At 56.2% G+C, this 18,617-nt stretch carries 18 protein-coding genes; 8 read left to right on the forward strand and 10 right to left on the reverse strand.

The window, feature by feature from the left end:
• Window positions 1-79 precede the first annotated feature (79 nt).
• Window positions 80-1,072 (reverse strand): tRNA dihydrouridine(20/20a) synthase DusA, encoded by a 993-nt coding sequence (gene dusA / locus K6R05_RS17360; protein WP_161733523.1) that lies wholly within the window; start codon window positions 1,070-1,072, stop codon window positions 80-82.
• Between the two features lie 106 nt (window positions 1,073-1,178).
• Entirely contained in the window at window positions 1,179-2,429 is a 1,251-nt protein-coding gene (locus K6R05_RS17365) for a conjugal transfer protein TraF (RefSeq protein WP_161733521.1), read from the reverse strand.
• A 451-nt stretch (window positions 2,430-2,880) separates the two neighbouring features.
• On the opposite strand from K6R05_RS17365, the gene zur reads away from it, so the two are divergent.
• Complete coding sequence (zur, locus tag K6R05_RS17370) at window positions 2,881-3,402, forward strand: zinc uptake transcriptional repressor Zur (protein WP_161733519.1); 522 nt, start codon at window positions 2,881-2,883, stop codon at window positions 3,400-3,402.
• Between the two features lie 89 nt (window positions 3,403-3,491).
• Here zur and K6R05_RS17375 read toward each other — a convergent pair whose 3' ends face one another.
• From K6R05_RS17375 to K6R05_RS17390, 4 genes are all read right to left on the reverse strand, one after another.
• The gene (locus K6R05_RS17375; RefSeq protein WP_013359776.1) at window positions 3,492-3,704 is read right to left on the reverse strand and encodes a CsbD family protein; all 213 of its coding nucleotides are present in this window, start codon (window positions 3,702-3,704) and stop codon (window positions 3,492-3,494) included.
• 167 nt (window positions 3,705-3,871) lie between these two features.
• A complete protein-coding gene (dinF, locus tag K6R05_RS17380; RefSeq protein WP_161733517.1) occupies window positions 3,872-5,194 on the reverse strand; it encodes an MATE family efflux transporter DinF in 1,323 nt (440 codons plus the stop codon).
• A 100-nt stretch (window positions 5,195-5,294) separates the two neighbouring features.
• Window positions 5,295-5,909, reverse strand: a complete 615-nt coding sequence (gene lexA / locus K6R05_RS17385; RefSeq protein WP_013359774.1) for a transcriptional repressor LexA — start codon at window positions 5,907-5,909, stop codon at window positions 5,295-5,297.
• A gap of 105 nt (window positions 5,910-6,014) precedes the next feature.
• Window positions 6,015-6,383 (reverse strand): diacylglycerol kinase, encoded by a 369-nt coding sequence (locus K6R05_RS17390; protein WP_161733515.1) that lies wholly within the window; start codon window positions 6,381-6,383, stop codon window positions 6,015-6,017.
• Window positions 6,384-6,511: 128 nt separating this feature from the next.
• Between K6R05_RS17390 and plsB the strand changes: the two genes are divergently transcribed.
• Window positions 6,512-8,935 (forward strand): glycerol-3-phosphate 1-O-acyltransferase PlsB, encoded by a 2,424-nt coding sequence (gene plsB / locus K6R05_RS17395; protein WP_161733614.1) that lies wholly within the window; start codon window positions 6,512-6,514, stop codon window positions 8,933-8,935.
• A 491-nt stretch (window positions 8,936-9,426) separates the two neighbouring features.
• Here the strand turns inward: plsB and ubiA are convergent, their stop codons facing one another.
• The 4 genes from ubiA to K6R05_RS17415 all read right to left on the reverse strand — a co-directional run bounded on the left by ubiA (window position 9,427) and on the right by K6R05_RS17415 (window position 12,109).
• A complete protein-coding gene (gene ubiA / locus K6R05_RS17400) occupies window positions 9,427-10,293 on the reverse strand; it encodes a 4-hydroxybenzoate octaprenyltransferase (RefSeq protein ID WP_256497640.1) in 867 nt (288 codons plus the stop codon).
• 28 nt (window positions 10,294-10,321) lie between these two features.
• Complete coding sequence (ubiC, locus tag K6R05_RS17405; protein WP_161733513.1) at window positions 10,322-10,834, reverse strand: chorismate lyase; 513 nt, start codon at window positions 10,832-10,834, stop codon at window positions 10,322-10,324.
• An 86-nt stretch (window positions 10,835-10,920) separates the two neighbouring features.
• Entirely contained in the window at window positions 10,921-11,331 is a 411-nt protein-coding gene (psiE, locus tag K6R05_RS17410) for a phosphate-starvation-inducible protein PsiE (RefSeq protein WP_013359769.1), read from the reverse strand.
• A gap of 70 nt (window positions 11,332-11,401) precedes the next feature.
• The gene (locus tag K6R05_RS17415; RefSeq protein ID WP_222924726.1) at window positions 11,402-12,109 is read right to left on the reverse strand and encodes a UTRA domain-containing protein; all 708 of its coding nucleotides are present in this window, start codon (window positions 12,107-12,109) and stop codon (window positions 11,402-11,404) included.
• A gap of 206 nt (window positions 12,110-12,315) precedes the next feature.
• Between K6R05_RS17415 and K6R05_RS17420 the strand changes: the two genes are divergently transcribed.
• From K6R05_RS17420 to K6R05_RS17445, 6 genes are all read left to right on the forward strand, one after another.
• A complete protein-coding gene (locus tag K6R05_RS17420) occupies window positions 12,316-13,377 on the forward strand; it encodes an ABC transporter substrate-binding protein (RefSeq protein WP_161733511.1) in 1,062 nt (353 codons plus the stop codon).
• Between the two features lie 20 nt (window positions 13,378-13,397).
• The gene (locus tag K6R05_RS17425; RefSeq protein ID WP_161733509.1) at window positions 13,398-14,210 is read left to right on the forward strand and encodes an alkaline phosphatase family protein; all 813 of its coding nucleotides are present in this window, start codon (window positions 13,398-13,400) and stop codon (window positions 14,208-14,210) included.
• Window positions 14,207-15,052, forward strand: coding sequence for an ABC transporter permease (locus tag K6R05_RS17430; protein WP_222924727.1), 846 nt, complete (start codon window positions 14,207-14,209; stop codon window positions 15,050-15,052). The genes K6R05_RS17425 and K6R05_RS17430 overlap by 4 nt, the downstream gene beginning before the upstream one ends.
• 11 nt (window positions 15,053-15,063) lie before the next feature.
• Window positions 15,064-15,849, forward strand: coding sequence for an ABC transporter permease (locus tag K6R05_RS17435; RefSeq protein WP_161733505.1), 786 nt, complete (start codon window positions 15,064-15,066; stop codon window positions 15,847-15,849).
• Between the two features lie 2 nt (window positions 15,850-15,851).
• Entirely contained in the window at window positions 15,852-16,844 is a 993-nt protein-coding gene (locus K6R05_RS17440; protein WP_161733503.1) for an ABC transporter ATP-binding protein, read from the forward strand.
• A 110-nt stretch (window positions 16,845-16,954) separates the two neighbouring features.
• Window positions 16,955-18,580 (forward strand): Na/Pi cotransporter family protein, encoded by a 1,626-nt coding sequence (locus K6R05_RS17445; RefSeq protein WP_161733501.1) that lies wholly within the window; start codon window positions 16,955-16,957, stop codon window positions 18,578-18,580.
• Window positions 18,581-18,617: the final 37 nt, after the last annotated feature.

Here is an 18,617-nt window from a genome sequence, read left to right on the forward strand (position 1 = left end):
CGTAACCTGGTGAGAAAAACCACATTATGGCGTAAAAAAAACCAGCTTTAAAAGCTGGCTTTCCTGTTCAGGGCAGACATCAGACTTCCTGCGGGACCTTATCCGCAACCAGCGCCAGCGCCGCTTCCAGTACGCGAACATCAGCGCCCGGCTTGTGGGCGTTTTCACTCAGGTGACGTCGCCACTGGCGAGCGCCCGGAATTCCCTGAAATAATCCCAGCATATGGCGTGTGACGTGTCCCAGATACGTGCCCTTCGCCAGCTCCGCTTCAATATAGGGATACATAGCGCGCACTACGTCCACCGGGTTAGCCGCCGGATGCTGACGACCAAACAGCGTCTGATCGACCTGCGCCAGAATGCCGGGGTTTTGATAGGCTTCACGTCCCATCATTACGCCGTCAAGGTGCTGCAGATGAGCCAGTGCCTCTTCCAGCGTTTTCACACCACCATTGAGCGCGATCGTCAGATGCGGAAAATCGCGTTTCAGCTGCCAGACGCGGGGATAATCCAGCGGTGGAATTTCGCGATTCTCTTTGGGGCTGAGGCCAGAGAGCCAGGCTTTGCGCGCATGGATAATAAATGTCTCGCATTCACCGCGACCGGCCACCGTGCCGATAAAGTCGGTCAGGAATTCATAGCTGTCCAGCTCATCAATCCCGATGCGGGTTTTCACCGTCACCGGAATCGATACCACGTCGCGCATCGCTTTAATCGCATCCGCGACCAGATTCGCCTCGGCCATCAGGCAGGCACCGAATCGGCCATTCTGAACCCGATCCGAAGGACAGCCGACATTCAGGTTCACTTCATCGTAGCCACGCTGCTCTGCCAGCTTCGCACACTGCGCCAGCGCCGCCGGATCGCTACCGCCAAGCTGCAACGCGACCGGATGTTCCGCCTCGCTGTAAGCCAGGTAATCCCCTTTGCCATGAATGATCGCGCCCGTGGTCACCATTTCGGTGTAGAGCAGCGTGTCGCCGGTCAGCTGACGATGAAAATAGCGACAGTGGCGATCGGTCCAGTCGAGCATGGGGGCGATAGAGAAACGTTGCGAAGAGAAATTAGGCATGAAGCGCAGACAATCCGGTAATTAAGGGTGATGGAATTCTGTGCAAGGATAACACAAGGGCGGGCGATAGTGCATCGCCCGCCCCCGAACAGCCTGAATAACGTGCTTAGAAGTTAAAGCCCAGCTGCATCATCGCGCCCCAGGTATTGTTAGCCCCCACAGAGCCGGCCAGATCCAGATGGACAGCTTTGTTAAACGGTGACAGACCAAAACCTGCGGTGGCAACATTTTCGTCGTTAGACCGCATGTCCGCACGATAACCGGCACGCAGCTGCAGCCAGTCAAGCACGCGGTATTCCGCGCCCACTGCCGCATACTGGCTGTTATCCTGCGTTTTGAAGCGTTTGGTTTCCGTCAGATCCACATCGCCGGTCACGGTAAACGGACCTTTATCCCAGGACAGGCCGGTGGTGACCAGCGGGCGAATCTGGTAGGTATCACGGAACCCGTTGACCTCTTTGGTCTGCAGATCACGCGAAACCAGGTTCTGTCCGGTCACACCCAGCGTCCAGTTTTCAGCAAAGGTGGTTGCCAGACCGGCATCAACGTTAAAGCCGGTGTCGGTGCTGCGATACTGGCTATTGTTGATGTCGTTCTTGTCATAGTTATAGATGCTGGCAGTATAGTTATAGAGCGAGGTTTTCTGCACTTTCGGCGTCACGCCCACTGAGACCGGCTGACCGGCGATAGTGAACTCATGCGCCACCGCCACACCATAATCAATGGTCAGTGCCGCTAAGCCATTCGCACTGGAACGAAGGTTATTTTGATCGCCCGGACGTGGCAGCACCGTTCCGTTAGCGACACCGCGCAGGTAGTCGATATCACCCTGGACCACGTTGGCACGGACGTGCGCCGTACCGTAGGCTTTGGTAATAAACGCAAAAGGCAGAGTCTCATTGGGGATCGTGACGGCCACGGCCACGCCTGCACTGCCGTGAGCTTTGTTACCGCGCAAATCGCTGAGCTTGTCAGCAACATCGCCGGAGGCAGCACGCAGTTCAGGGTAGCCACGCAGATAATCTGCAAAAGTCAGATTACCAATCACGTCACGATAGCGATCTACGGTGTCCGTAATATCATCGACTTTATCGATCAGCTTATCTTTGTCAGTCACCTGAATTCCCGCTGAAGGGAAAATAATGCTGACGTTATCGTCAGATTTAGCACGCGTCATTAATGCCGGGTTCGCCAGCACTGCTGAGCCATAAACAGAAGATGCTACGCCGGTCCCGCCCATGGCGTCATTACGTGCATCATACCAGGTCCCTGCCGCCATGGCGGAAGAAGAAAGGAAAAGCGCGGTCGCTGCAGCGGAATACTTCAGCGCTGAACGTTGAGCGGATTTTTTCACCATTTGCCTGCCATCACCTGAGAAATTGTCATTGAAACATTCAACGACTGAATAGTTTGTTAGCCCTATTGTGAACCCTGGCTAACGCGTTATTGCTGTGAATTCAAAGGAAACAGTGTCTTAATTCAAAGGATTGGACGTTTTCCAATCAAAAAACCGTTGTAATTGTTCAAACTGCGTCGGGGTATTTCAAATAATGCCAGACTTTCCTTAAGTCTTTCTGAACATTACTTCTTAACTCAGTGAGATGCAAAGCAAAATACCAACAAATTCCGCTTCAGGTCGATTGAAAATGGATCTGATTTCTCGTCAGATTTGAGATAGATAGCGGCTGAAATGCTTAAAATGCTGCTTTATCAGGCAAATAATGCTGTTTTACCAGGCGAAAACGAACATCAGCGCCGAAAAACTATGTGTGATAAAATAACATCACTTATCCAGCGGAGAATTTTTCATGACAAACATGACGTCGCAGCAAATTTTGATTCAGGCTGAAAAGATATGCCTGCAGCGCGGTGTACGTCTGACTTCGCAGCGTGCTGAGGTGTTGCGCCTGATGGCCGAACAGCCTGGCTCGATCAGCGCTTACGATCTGCTGGATCAGCTCCGCATCAGCGAACCACAGGCTAAGCCGCCCACGGTCTATCGTGCGCTGGATTTCCTGCTGGAGCAGGGTTTCATTCATCGGGTGGAATCCAACAACAGCTACGTCATGTGCCACCATTTTGAGGCACCGGCACATACATCGGTGATGCTGGTCTGTGACCGCTGTGCTGCGGTAACGGAGAAACAGGCGCAGGGCGTGGAGAAGATTATCGCAACGCTGGCGGGTGAAGCACAGTTCGCTTTACGTCATAGCGTGATTGAAGCGCATGGTTTATGTAAAAATTGTGCTGCGGTCGAAGCCTGTACGCACCATGAAAGCTGCGAGCATGACCATCAGGATGAGGGTAAAAAGCGGGGCAAACGCGGGTAATCTGCACATCCTTGTGCTGTTCCGTCCCTGTGCCGTTCCGGGGCGGGCGCGCCGGAAAGCTTTTAGCTGATTATCAGCCTGGTATCAGATTACCAGCGGTGATCTTTGTTCTGACCTTCCCAGTCGGTTACTTCACGCTCTGCTTCATCTTTCGCATAGCCATAACGTTCCTGGATTTTGCCGACCAGCTGATCGCGTTTACCTTCGATAACCTGCATGTCGTCATCGGTCAGCTTGCCCCATTTCTCTTTCATTTTGCCTTTGAACTGCTTCCAGTTGCCGCTGGCTTCATCTTTATTCATGGCAGACCTCCAATCCTCGGGGTTTAATGATTATCTTGTTACTTAACAAAATAACGATATAAAGCGCTGGTTAACTGCGCTGCATAGAGTTAATTATAGTAGCCAACTTATTAACCGTAGAATAATACAGAATAATCTGTATCGGCTTGCGTGCAGCCACGACTGACTCAGGCATCAAACCAGCTGTTCTGACGCCAGTGCTTACGCCAGATGAGCCACAGCGACAGGCCGCGCAGCGCCAGGAAAACCGTTACCGCCAGCCACAGTCCGTGATTACCCAGCGCCGGTACGCTGAGCAGCATCAGAAAGTAGCCTGCTGCTGCCACCACCATGCTGTTACGCATCTCACGTCCGCGTGTTGCGCCGATGAACATCCCATCCAGCAGATAACACCAGACGCCGATCAGCGGCATAACGATCTGCCAGACCAGATAGCGGTCAGCACTTTGTTGCAGCGAAGGAAGAGAGGTCAACAGGGTAACAATCTGCGGGCCAGCAATGGCATAGGTCAGGGAAAAGAACAGCGCTACCACCACCGCCTGCCGACAGGCAGAGTGCCAGACACGCAGCAGTTTGCCGCCATCTTTTGCACCATGGGCCTCGCCGGCAAAAGCTTCAACTGCGTAGGCAAAGCCATCCAGCGCATAGGCCGTGAACGTAATGAACATCAGCAATACCGCGTTAACCGCCACCACATCCGGGCCCAGCCGCGCGCCCAGCACGGTCAGCGAGGCGAAACAGAGTTGCAGCATCAATGAGCGCAGCATGATGTCCCGGTTCAGCCGCAGCAGCCGGCCGCTGTCACCGCGCCAGCTCTGCTTCAGCAGGCTTAACGTAATACCGCGCAGCTTCAGGACTCGCCAGACCATGATACCGCCGACACCCAGCGTGATGTACTCCGCCAGCGCCGTGGCGGTTGCCGCCCCCGCGACACCCCAGTGCAGTCCCATCACCAGCCAGAGATCGAGCCCGATGTTAACCAGATTGCCTACCACCAGCAGGATCACTGGCGCGCGCGCATACTGCACGCCCAGCAGCCAGCCCAGAATGACCAGGTTTGCCAGCGTGGCGGGTGCACTGAGCCAGCGAATCTGAATAAACAGCGCCGCCTGTTCCAGTACCGCGGGATTACCGCCAACCAGATGGGTCGCCAGCTGAATAATCGGATAACGTAAAGCGATGAACAGTACACCTGCCAGCAGCGCAATCATCAGCGGCTGGGTCAGCGCACGTGCCAGCGCCATTTTATCACCGGCACCAAACGCCTGCGCCGTCAGGCCAGTCGTACTCATTCGAAGAAAAAGCAGCAGCATAAAGAGGAAACTGGTCACAGTGGTCCCGACCGCAACCCCGCCAAGATAGACAGGGCTGTCGAGATGACCAATAACTGCAGTATCGACCACGCCCAGTAAGGGAACGGTGATATTTGAAAGGATCATCGGCAGCGCAAGCCGCCAGAGATTTTTATCCGTTGCCGTGATAAAGCGCATTCGCCGTTCCGTGCTCAGTGTCGCTGCGCAAAACAGGCAGCGACAAAATTAGGGCAGACAGAATAGCATCAGAGAAAGCGAATGCACGCAGCCCTCAGAATCAGAGCCACTCGCCGTTACGCACCACGCCAACCGCCAGACCTTCAATGGTCAGAGACTGTGCACGGGTATCGACAACAATCGGGTCGAAATCGCTGTTTTCAGGCAGCAGATGCACGATAGCACCCTGCTTTTTCCAGCGCTTAACGGTGACTTCATCATCAATGCGGGCAACGACAACCTGGCCATTGCGCACATCCTGGGTTTTATGTACCGCGAGCAGGTCGCCATCCATAATCCCGATATCTTTCATCGACATTCCGCTGACGCGCAGCAGGAAGTCGGCAGAGGGCTTAAACAGGCCCGGATCCACTTTATAGTGGGTTTCGATATGTTCCTGCGCCATGATTGGCTCACCGGCAGCAACCCGGCCAATCAACGGTATGCCTTCTGAGGCTTCTTCTTCCATTAGCAGGCGAATGCCGCGCGATGCACCGGAAACGATCTCAATGACGCCTTTACGCGCCAGCGCTTTCAGGTGCTCTTCTGCCGCATTCGGTGAGCGGAAGCCCAGTTGTGCAGCAATCTCTGCGCGCGTAGGCGGCATGCCTGTTGAAGAAATATGGTCGCGAATCAGGTCATAGACCTGCTGCTGCCTGCTGGTTAATGCTTTCATCCCGCCCCCTGGTTGTTTATACAGTCGCTGTGAGTATATACAGGTATTGGCGAAATGGAAACCGATTGTCAGGCAAAACGCGGCTTCCGGCGCGATATGGAACGCTTATCGCAAATGTGTCCAGAGCAGCGCGATCCAGACAAAGAGTGCCAGTAAGATGCTGATCAGTACTGCCGCAGATCCCATATCTTTGGCCCGGCCCGCCAGCGGATGATGCTCCTGACCGATGCGGTCGACCACGGATTCAATGGCGCTATTAAGGATTTCGACAATGACCACCAGCACCACCGACCCAATCATCAGGATGCGTGAGACCACATCGACATCCAGCCAGCAGGCGATAATAATGGCGACCAGCGCAGCCAGGGCTTCCTGACGAAACGCCGCTTCATGTTGCCAGGCGGCACGCAGTCCCTGCCAGGAGTAACCTGCGGCTTTAATTATTCTGATAAGTCCGGTGGCATTATTTGCCATGATGTGGGAACCCTTTTATCGGATTGACGTCAATGTCTGGGCTGCGTGCAATTGGCACCACCACAGATCTTCGCTGCACTTTCTGGTATGCTTGCGGCGCTTTGCTAACAAGAGGCTTCATGTTGTCTATGTCAGGTTGGCGTAAACTCTATTACAAATTGCTTAATTTACCACTGTCGTTTTTGGTAAAAAGTAAGGCCATTCCGGCCGATCCTGTGTCTGAACATGGTCTGGATCCGACCCGACCTATTATGTATGTTTTGCCTTACGATTCGAAGGCCGACTTACTGACTTTACGCGCGCAGTGTCTGCGGCATCATCTGCCTGATCCGCTCTCTCCGCTGGAGATTGATGGTTCACTGCTGCCGCGCCACGTATTTATCCACGATGGCCCGCGCGTATTCCCCTACTTTGTGCCCAGCGTCGAATCGGTGAAAATCTTTCACGATTACCTCGATCTGCATCGCAATAATCCTAAGCTCGATATCCAGATGCTGCCGGTCACGGTAATGTTTGGCCGCGCACCAGGACGTGAAGTCCAGGGCGAAGCCACGCCACACCTGCGTGTGCTGAACGGTGTACAGAAGTTCTTTGCGGTGATCTGGCACGGACGCGACAGCTTTGTTCGCTTCTCGCCGACCGTCTCACTGCGCCGTATGGCCACGGAGCACGGTACGGATAAGTCGATCGCCCAGAAGCTGGCTCGCGTGGCGCGCATCCATTTTGCCCGTCAGCGGCTGGCGGCGATTGGCCCGCGTTTACCGGCGCGTCAGGATCTGTTCAACCGTCTGCTGCAATCCAAAGCGATTGAAAAAGCCGTCGAAGATGAAGCACGCAGCAAAAAAATCTCCCATGAGAAAGCGCAGCAGAATGCCGTTGAGATGATGGAAGAAATTGCCGCCAACTTCTCTTATGAAGCGATTCGCGTCACCGACCGCGTGATGGGCTGGCTCTGGAGTCGTCTCTATCAGGGCATCAACGTCAATGGCGGCGAAAAAGTTCGTCAGCTGGCGCAGGATGGCCACGAGATTGTCTATGTGCCGTGCCATCGCAGCCACATGGATTATCTGCTGCTCTCCTATGTGCTCTATCATCAGGGCCTGGTGCCGCCACACATTGCTGCCGGTATCAATCTCAACTTCTGGCCAGCCGGCCCGATTTTCCGTCGTCTGGGCGCGTTCTTTATTCGTCGTACCTTTAAAGGCAACAAGCTCTACGCCACGGTGTTCCGCGAATATCTCGGCGAGCTGTTCACCCGCGGTTATTCAGTTGAATACTTTGTTGAAGGTGGCCGTTCTCGTACCGGTCGCCTGCTGGACCCGAAAACCGGCACTTTAGCTATGACGCTGCAGGCGATGCTGCGCGGCGGCAATCGCCCGATCACGCTGGTGCCGATCTACATCGGTTATGAACATGTGATGGAAGTGGGTACGTACGCCAAAGAACTGCGCGGCGCAGCCAAAGAGAAAGAGGGCTTCATGCAGATGGTGCGCGGCTTACGCAAGCTGCGCAATCTCGGTCAGGGTTACGTTAACTTTGGCGAACCGCTGCCGCTGGTCAACTATCTTAACAAGCGGGTACCGGAATGGCGCGACGCGATCGATCCGATTGAGCCGCAGCGTCCGAGCTGGTTAACACCGACGGTGAATGATATCGCGGCCAGCCTGATGGTGCGTATCAATGAAGCGGGCGCGGCTAACGCCATGAACCTCTGTGTCACCGCCCTGCTGGCGTCACGTCAGCGCTCACTCACCCGTGAACAGCTGATTGAACAACTGGAGTGCTATACCCAGTTGCTGCGCAACGTGCCTTACTCGCCAAATGCGACCGTACCCGATCTCTCCGCGGAAGCGCTGCTGGATCACGCCATGGGTATGAATAAGTTTGAGAGCGAAAAGGACAGCATTGGCGACATCATCATTCTGCCGCGTGAGCAGGCGGTGCTGATGACCTACTATCGCAACAATATTCATCACATGCTGGTGATGCCGTCGCTGATTGCCGCCATTGTTCAGCAGCATCAGACGCTGAGCGAAGCAGAACTGCTGCGTCAGGTAAGCCTGATCTACCCGATGCTGAAGAGTGAGCTGTTCCTGCGCTGGCAGACCGATGAGCTGCCGCAACTGTTGACCGAACTGAGTCAGGAGCTGGCGCGTCAGGGCCTGATTACGTTCGAAGCCGGCGAATTGCGCTTTTCCTCAGCGCGCTATCGCACACTGCAACTGCTGGCTGCCGGTGTGCGTGAAACGCTGCAGCGTTATGCCATTACGTTCTCCATTCTCAGCGCCAAGCCGACGATTAACCGCGGCACGCTGGAGAAAGAGAGCCGGACGCTGGCACAGCGTCTGTCGGTGCTGCACGGGATCAATGCGCCGGAGTTCTTCGACAAAGCGGTCTTTACCTCGCTGGTACTGACGCTACGCGATGAAGGGTATATCAGCGACAGCGGGGATGCCAATGTCGCACAGACGCTGGCGACCTGGCACATCCTGGCTGACCTGGTCACCAGTGATGTCCGCATGACGATTGAAACCGCGGTGGCGCACGACTGACCCCTGCGCACAGTAAAAAGGCGACCTCATGAGGTCGCCTTTTTTATGCCCAAAACTTCGGAGCAGAAGAATTCTGGAAGCAATGAATAAGCTCAACACGCTGGGAACAGGGTCAGAAGAGGAAAGCGTCCCGCCGCCCGGAAAAAAACGCCAGGCGTTTTTGAACAACGCAACGCGTTGGCCCGGTTACGGGCGCACCTCAGGGATGAGGTGCGTACTAAAAACGCCGGGAGCGTTTTTGAACAACGCAACGCGTTGGCCCGGCTACGGGCGCACCTCAGGGATGGGGTGCGTACTAAAAACGCCGGGAGCGTTTTTGAACAACGCAACGCGTTGGCCCGGCTACGGGCGCACCTCAGGGATGAGGTGCGTAATCGCGCGGGCCGAGCATGCCAGGGATGGCGGCTTTTGCGTCTTTCCGATCTGACCGAGTTTCCTGCGCACGCTCGATTTCGCCGCTAAATCAGCCTTTTTTCGCCCAAAACTCTCTATCAGAACAGCTGACTGAACGGCGGCGTATTCATCAGTACGCCAAGGAACAGCACCATCCCGACATAATTGTTATTCAGGAAAGCCTGGAAACAGGGCTGGCGTTCACGCCCGGCGATCAGCTTCTGCTGGTAAACAAACAGCGCAGCCGCAAGCAGCAGCGTCCAGTAGAAGGCGCCATTCAGATGCAGCATCATGCCCACCAGCGCCATCAGCAGCAGAGTGGCCAGTTGCAGCAACCCAATAATCAGCTTGTCGAAACGGCCAAATAAAATCGCCGTCGACTTGACGCCAATCTTCAGGTCATCGTCCCGATCGACCATCGCATACTGAGTGTCGTAAGCGACCGTCCAGCAGATGTTGGCAATAAACACCAGCCAGCATACCAGAGGTAAGGACTCACTAACTGCGGACCATGCCATAGGAATCGCCCAGCCAAATGCGGCCCCCAGCACCACCTGCGGCAGATGGGTATAACGCTTCATAAAGGGATAGACCCAGGCCAGCGCCAACCCCACGACGGAGAGCATTATCGTCATCAGGTTCATGGTCAGCACCAGCGCAAAAGCTATCAGCGCCAGGATCACGAACAGCAGCTTCGCTTCTTTGGCACTCACCGTGCCGCTGGCCAGTGGCCGGTGCTTCGTACGCTCCACATGACCATCAACTTTACGGTCGGCGTAGTCATTAATCACACAACCGGCCGCGCGCATCACAAACACTCCGGCAACGAATACCACCAGCACCGGCAGCGGCGGGATCGCCATGTCAGCCAGCCATAATGCCCAGAGCGTGGGCCACATCAGCAGCAGCGTCCCAATCGGTTTGTCGATACGCATCAGGCGAGCGTAGGCCCGCCATTTATTCATACTTAAGCTCGTTTGCACCACAAAATCCTCAGACCAGATCGCGATAGAGCGGCGATGCCGGTAAAAACAGTTCAGTCAGCAGCAGCGGTTTGCCAGAGAGACGCAGGCGGGAACGCCGTCCCCATAATCCGTCCACCTGCCCCGGCTCAATAAAATCGCGGGTCAGCGTCGACGACGAAAAAAGATAGCGCCCCAGAGGACGGGTGCCGAGCTGTTGCAGCATCGCCTCCGGCCCATTGAGGGTGCTTTCCGGCACCAGCGTGCGACCCGCCAGCCAGGGCTGATCGTCGCCGGACAGCAGCACTTCGCGCAGCCAGAAGCGTTCATCGTCTGGCAACAATGCCCTTTCCTCACCCAGCTCGCTGGCGTCAATAAAGCCTTCACGCAGCGGCTGAACCGTGACCCGCTGACAGTGCTGTTCAAAGCGGCGCGTCATTGAATCCTCCTCCATCAGCCAGTCGAGCAAAGGCGGCGCAAGGGTGGCCTGCGACGGAGAAAGCCAGTTGAGCGAACGTAATAAGCTGAGTGCGTCTTGCGACATGGCACCACTCCCGATAATTTTCAGGACGCTAGTTTAGCGCAGAGCGGCGATGCGAACACCTGCCGTCGTGTCAGACGGCAGGTGGATTACTCGCGTTTCAGCCGGTTACTGTTGGCCAGCCACAGCGTGACCACCAGAATCAGAATCGCCGCTGAGTAGCAGAGGGTATCGAAGGGATTTTTATGGTCGACGATAATCAGGCGGATGATGGCCGTGATACCGATATAGACAAAGTAGCGCAGCGGAAAGTGATAGCCCGACTGAAAGTACTTAACAATCAGGGCAATAAATTCGAAGTAGAGGAAATAGATAACAATTCCCTCAATCAGCAGGTAAGAAGAGGCCTGCTCACCGGTGTTAAACAGAACGTTTGCCAGATGGATAGTTTCTTTGCCTAAAAAGACGATCAGGATGATCGCCAGACTCAGCAGACCCAGATTCAGCACCCATTGCAATACCGTTGCAAGGTGGCGGGCCAAAGGATTTTTGTCACTCATGTTGCGCCTTTTAAAAAGGAGTTATCAGCGCGCGATATCATGCGTCAGTGTGATGCAAATCACAATAACCCTAAGCTTCTACATCCACACAGAGCGCGTCGTACCGCCAGTATTCACAGTCGCAATCAATCACCTCTTTTAGCTGATTGCGGTTGATACGGGTGATGAGCAGACCGGGACTGCCCGGCGCCACATTCAGCGTAGGTGCGGCAATCTCCGGCAACGGGCCAGGCAGAATGGTGAAGCGCGCGCCGCCGTAGCGAATACCGTAGCGCTGGTCATAGAGATCGGTCAGGGAGCGGGTCAGATCTTCATCGAGCAGGCCAGGGAAGAAACGCGGATTAAGGTAGTGTTCTACATAGAGTACGGCGCGCCCGTCGATGCGGCGCAGGCGGCGGATGCAGTAAACCGCCGAACCGGGTGCCAGCCGCAGCGCGGTCGCGACGCTGTCGTGCGCCGCAACCTGTTCAGCGGCGATCACCTCAGTGGTCGCCTGCCGTCCCTGCTCCCTCGCCATGGCATGAAAGTGGCTGTGATGCAGCGGATTGTAAATCAGACGTGGTGGCGCGATAAACCAGCCGCGGCGCAGTTCCCGGTAGATCATTCCCTGGGCTTCCAGCTTGCCCAGTGCTTCCCGCAAGGTAATCCGGGTGGTGCTGAACGCCTCGCTTAAGGCACGCTCCGCCGGCAGCCGCCCGCCGCTGAACTCCCCCGCCTGAATGCGCGTCAGCAGTGCGCTGGCTATCGCATCCGCCGTTTTGAGTGCTATCGACTCCACAACAGTAGCCTCATTTTGGTGCGACTCCGCACTCTTACTGTTCAGGTAAATGCGCCTGTGGCAGGCGAACGGGTCGCCTCTTTTGTCGCCCCTTCCCCGCACCGCGCCGCCTTGTCATAAATCGTTCATATACAGGAGCTACATTGGCTCGGTTCTTGCTGGACTAGACCAGCCAGGCCCATCAACTTACACCCGGAGCAACTGAGATGAAAGCGTTTATCGCCTCTGTAGTAGCCAGTGCTGTAGTTCTCACCCTGCCCGTTGCGCAGGCCGCCGATAACGACCTCGCTGCGCTGGAAAAAGCCGCGCGCAGTGAAGGTCAGGTCAACAGCGTCGGGATGCCGGATAGCTGGGCCAACTGGAAAGATACCTGGAACGACATCAGCAGCAAATATGGCCTTAAGCACAGCGATACCGATATGTCATCGGCGCAGGAGCTGGCGAAATTCGATGCAGAGAAAGCGAACGCCAGTGCTGATATCGGTGACGTGGGCGCCGCCTTTGGCCCGATCGCTGTCGCTAAAGGTGTGACCCAGCCCTATAAACCCACGCACTGGGATCAGATTCCGGCCTGGGCTAAAGATAAAGAGGGTCACTGGGCGCTGGCCTATACCGGCACCATTGCCTTTCTGATCGACAAGCAGCAGGTGAAAGATATCCCCCACAGCTGGGCCGATCTGAAAAAAGGTAAGTATGTGGTTACTATCGGTGACGTCGGCGTAGCTGCTCAGGCGGCTAATGGCGTACTGGCTGCCAACTACGCTTTAGGCGGTGATGAGAAGAACCTGAAACCAGCGCTGGCGTTCTTTGCCGATCTGGCTAAGCAGGGTCGTCTTGGCGTGACCGATCCGGTGATCGCTAACATCGAAAAAGGCGAAGTACAGATGGCGGTGGTGTGGGACTTCAACGCTCTGAACTACCGTGACCAGATCGACAAAAACCGCTACGAAGTGGTAATCCCGTCTGATGGCTCAGTCACCTCCGGCTACACCACCCTTATTAACAAATATGCGAAACATCCTGACGCCGCAAAACTGACGCGTGAATATATCTTCTCAGACCAGGGCCAGATCAATCTGGCGAAAGGCTATGCGCGCCCGATTCGTGCCGAGCATCTGACGCTGCCAGCGGACGTTCAGGCTCGCCTGCTGCCGCAGTCCGAATATAAAAATGCCCGTCCGGTTAAGGATCAGGCTGCCTGGGATAAATCGTCGAAAATGCTGCCGCGCCTGTGGCAGGAAAACGTCATCATTAACATGCAGCAGTAGTTCGCGGCAGGGAGAACGGAATGAAGACCATCCTGGTGGTACTGGACGGGCTGAGCAATCAGGTCGCACAACATGCAATGGGTTACCTGCATGCCGAATGTTCGCAGGGCAACGGGTCCTATTACCGAATGACCTGTGAGTTACCGTCGCTGTCGCGCCCGCTTTATGAGTGCATTCTGACCGGGGTTCCGCCGGTCAGAAGCGGTATTATTCATAACGGCGTCAGCCGGTTAAGTCGCGAGCGCAGCGTGTTCCACTTTGCGCGCGCGGCGGGACTGACAACGGCGGCGGCGGCCTACCACTGGGTGAGTGAGCTTTATAACCGCACCCCGTTCGTTCCGGCGCGCGATCGTCACACCGACGCGCCGGACCTGCCGATTCAGTATGGGCATTTTTATTCTGACGATAGCTATCCTGACTCGCATCTGTTTGAAGATGCAGAGAGCCTGCGGCTGCGTCACGATCCCGATTTTCTGCTGATCCACCCGATGAATATCGACGATGCCGGTCATAAGTCGGGGCTCTCCTCGCCGCAGTACCGCAACCGGGCGCGCATTGCCGACGGCCTGCTGTCGCAGTGGATGCCGCTGTGGCTGGCCGGAGGCTATCAGGTGATGGTAACGGCCGATCATGGCATGAATGACGATCGCTCCCACGGCGGGATTCTGCCGGAAGAGACCACGGTGCCGCTGTTTGTCTTTGGCCACGCATTCTCGCTGCAGCCTGACCTCGCGCCGCAGCAAACCGACCTGTGCGGCACGCTGTGTGAACTGCTGGAAGTGGCCCATGACAAGCCGGTCTGTCGCGGCCTGCTGGCGGAGCCGCAAAGATGAAGGGAAAAGGGTTCGCACTGCTGCTGCTGTTGCCATTCACTCTGTTCTGGGTCGCCTTTCAACTGGCCCCGCTGTTGTGGATCGCCATCAACAGCTTCTGGAGTGAGATGAACAGCCAGTGGGGCTGGGATAACTATCAGGACATTCTCACCTCGCCTTTCTACCAGCAGGCATTCCGCTTCTCACTGGATATCTCGCTCTGGTCCAGCGTCTGGGGACTGCTGATTGCGCTCATCACCGGCTATTCGCTGCATCAGCTCGGCAGCGGACGACTGCAGCGTTTTCTTATCTCCTTTACCAACATGACCAGCAATTTTGCCGGTGTCCCGCTGGCGTTTGCCTTTGTGATTCTACTGGGGCTGAACGGCTGTCTGACGCTGCTGCTGCGCCATTATGGCGTGATTGAGAGCTTCCGACTCTTCTCGCGCAACGGCATGGTGCTGGTTTACACCTGGTTCCAGATCCCGCTGGGCGTGCTGCTGCTCTATCCGGCGTTCGACGGGCTGAAAAAGGAGTGGCAGGAGTCCGCTGCGCTGCTGGGTGCCAGCCGCTGGCGCTACTGGTGGCATATCGGTTTGCCGATTCTGTTCCCGGCCCTGCTCGGTACTTTTGTCATCCTGCTGGCAAATGCGCTGGGCGCTTACGCCACGATTTACGCCCTGACCACCGGTAATTTCAACGTGGTACCGGTGCGCATCGCCGCGCTGGTCTCGGGTGATATTTCGCTCGATCCCAACACCGGCAGCGCGCTGGCGATGCTGCTGGTGGCCATTATGACGCTCATCACCCTGGTGCAGCAGTATCTGGTGCGCCGCAGCTATCTCAATGCGAAACAGCCATGAAAGGAGCCGTCATGTCACGTGCTGAGCACCTCTATCACCGGATCATGGTCGGGTTACTTTTTACCCTGCTGGCGCTGCCGTTGCTGGCCACGCTGCTCTATGCGATCTCGTCCGACTGGAGTAATACCATTCTGCCACAGGGCTATAGCCTGAAATGGTTCATTCAGCTCTGGAGCGACCCGCGTTTTCTGACGGCGCTGGGTCATTCGCTGCTGATTTGCTTTGGTGCGCTGCTGTTCTCGCTGATGCTGGTGCTGCCTGCTATGTTTGTAATCGCTTACTATTTTCCCCGACTCGATTCGGTGATGAACATCCTGATCCTGATGCCTTTTGCCGTGCCGCCGGTGGTGTCATCCGTGGGATTACTCCAGCTCTACTCTTCGTCACCGCTGATGCTGACCGGCACGCCGTGGATCTTAATCGGCTGCTATTTCACCATCGCATTGCCGTTTATTTATCGAGCGCTGGCGAACAATATGCAGGCAATCAACCTTAAAGAGCTGATTGATGCTGCACAGCTGCTGGGTGCCAGCACCTGGCAGGCAGCGCTGTGGGTAGTGCTGCCTAACCTGCGTAAAGGGATGCTGATTGCCGTGCTGCTCTCGTTCTCCTTTCTGATTGGCGAATTTGTCTTCGCTAACCTGCTGGTCGGCAACCGTTATGAAACCCTGCAGGTTTACCTCTTCAACATGCGCAACGGCAGCGGTCACTTCACCAGCGCACTGGTGATCTCCTACTTCTTTGTGGTGTTGCTGGTCACCTGGCTGGCTAACGCCCTGAATCCCGAACGAGGCTGAATATGAGTTATCTTGAGGTCAGAGAGCTGAACAAGTCCTATGGACCGACGCCGATTTTTGAGCAGATCGATTTTAGCGCCGCTGAAGGGGAATTTGTCACCCTGCTCGGCCCCAGCGGCTGCGGCAAATCGACGCTGCTGCGCTGTCTGGCGGGATTAACCGATGTCGACAGCGGTGAAATCAGACTGGAGGGCAAGGATATCGTGCCGCTGGCTCCGCAGAAGCGCGCCATCGGCATGGTGTTCCAGAGCTATGCGCTGTTTCCCAACATGACGGTAGAGAAGAACGTCGCGTTTGGCCTGAAGATGCAGAAACTGCCCGAGGCGCAGATCCGCCAGCGGGTAGTGGAGGTGCTGGAGCTGGTTGAACTTAGTGAGTATGCGCGCCGTTATCCGCATCAGCTGTCAGGCGGCCAGTGTCAGCGCGTGGCGCTGGCGCGTTCACTGGTCACGCGTCCGCGGTTGCTGCTGCTGGATGAGCCGCTGTCGGCGCTGGATGCACGTATCCGTCGCCATCTGCGCGATCAAATCCGGCGCATTCAGCGCGAGCTGAATCTCACCACCCTCTTCGTGACCCACGATCAGGAGGAGGCGCTGACGCTCTCCGATCGCATCGTGCTAATGAACCGGGGCAAAATCGTCCAGAACGGCGATGCCGAAGCGCTCTATACACAGCCGGTCGATCTCTTTGCCGCCGGATTTATTGGCAACTACAATCTGCTGAGTGCCGAGCAGGCGACGCGGCTGACCGGCCAGCCTTTCCACAGTCAGGTGGCTATTCGCCCGGAATCGATGCTGTTTACCGTGCCAGGCCAGGGTATTCCTGCGGAAATCCTCAGCCACAGCCTGCTGGGCAACGTCATCCGCTACCGTATCCGGGCGCATGACGTGGAGCTTTCGGTCGATGTACTTAATCGATCGGCGGCGGATTTGCATCCCGCTGGCAGGAAGATTGGTCTACAATTAGAGCTGTCGACTTTGCGCCAGGTGGCTTAAAACACAGGAAAAAATCACGCATAGCACGGCAATCCCCTTCACAGATTGCTCTCGCTGTCAGGCTGGCAGTCTGTGCTGTTTGAAGCCTGACAAACGAGGAGCGATACCCCGTGTTAACCCTGCTTAATTTACTTTCTGCAGTGGCCCTGCTGGTCTGGGGCACGCATATCGTGCGAACCGGCATCATGCGGGTCTACGGTGCCGATCTGCGCCGCGTGCTGAGCCGCAGCATCGAAAAAAAACCGATGGCGTTTCTGGCAGGTATCGGCGTAACCACGCTGGTGCAGAGCAGCAACGCTACGACATTGCTGGTCACCTCGTTTGTGGCGCAGAATCTGGTCAGCCTGACGCCCGCACTGGTGGTGATTCTGGGCGCGGATGTCGGTACCGCTATCATGGCCCGTATTCTGACCTTTGATCTCTCCTGGCTCTCACCGCTGTTTATCTTCTTTGGCGTGGTGTTCTTCCTCAGCCGCAAACAGACCCGTGCCGGTCAGTTAGGCCGCGCCAGTATCGGCCTGGGCCTGATACTGCTGGCGCTGCAGCTGATTGTCGAAGCAGCGCGTCCGATTACTCAGGCCGCGGGTGTGCAGGTGCTCTTCTCCAGCCTGACGGGCGACGTGATGCTCGATGCGCTGCTGGGCGCAGTGTTTGCCATTATCAGTTACTCCAGTCTGGCCGCGGTGCTGATCACCGCGACACTGACTGCAACCGGCGTGATTTCGTTCAAGGTCGCGCTCTGTCTGGTGATCGGTGCCAATCTCGGTAGCGGTCTGCTGGCGATGATCAACGCCAGCAGCTCGAATGCCGCCGGTAAGCGCGTAGCGCTCGGCAGCCTGCTGTTCAAGTTCATTGGCTGCGTCCTGATCCTGCCGTTTGTCGATATTGTGGCGACCTGGCTCGATAAGCTGCCGGTCAACGATGAAGAGTTAGTGATTTTCTTCCATGTGTTTTACAACCTGATCCGCTGTGTGGCGATGGTGCCGTTTGCTGACCTGATGGCGCGCCTCTGCCGTCGACTCATTGCCGACGACGTCGACAACGCGCTGCAGCTTAAGCCAAAGCACCTCGATCGCAGCGCGCTGGATACCCCGGCGCTGGCGCTGGTGAATGCCGCCCGCGAAGCGCTGCGCATGGGTGACGTGCTGGAACAGATGCTGGAAGCGTTTAATAAAGTCATACATGGTGAGTCCCGCGAGGAGCGCACGGTGCGGCGGCTTGATGATGATGTCGATGTGCTCTATACCGCCATCAAACTCTATCTGGCGCGGATGCCCAAAGAGGATTTGCCGGAAGAGGATTCGCGCCGCTGGGGTGAAATCATTGAGATGTCGCTGAATCTGGAGCAGGCCGGTGACATTATTGAGCGGATGAGCGGCGATGTCGCTGACAAGTCGCTGGCAGCGGGCCGTGCGTTTTCTGCTGAGGGCTTAAAGGAGCTGCAGGAGTTGCAGGAGCTGTTAATCGCCAACCTCAGAATGAGCCTGTCGGTATTTCTGTCGCACGATGTCACCAGCGCCAGGCGACTGCGCCGCGCGAAACATCGCTTCCGCCTGATGATTCGCCGCTACTCTCATGCCCACGTTGATCGCCTGCATCAGCAGAACGTGCAGAGCATTGAGACCAGCTCGCTGCACCTTGGTTTACTCGGCGATATGAAGCGCCTGAATTCCCTCTTCTGCAGCGTGGCCTATACCGTGCTGGACCAGCCCGACGATGAACGGGATTATGAATAAAGCGTGTGAACAGACAGTTACGCCGGAGCAATCGTCC

Source organism: Pantoea alfalfae, assembly GCF_019880205.1.
Lineage (GTDB): Bacteria > Pseudomonadota > Gammaproteobacteria > Enterobacterales > Enterobacteriaceae > Pantoea > Pantoea alfalfae.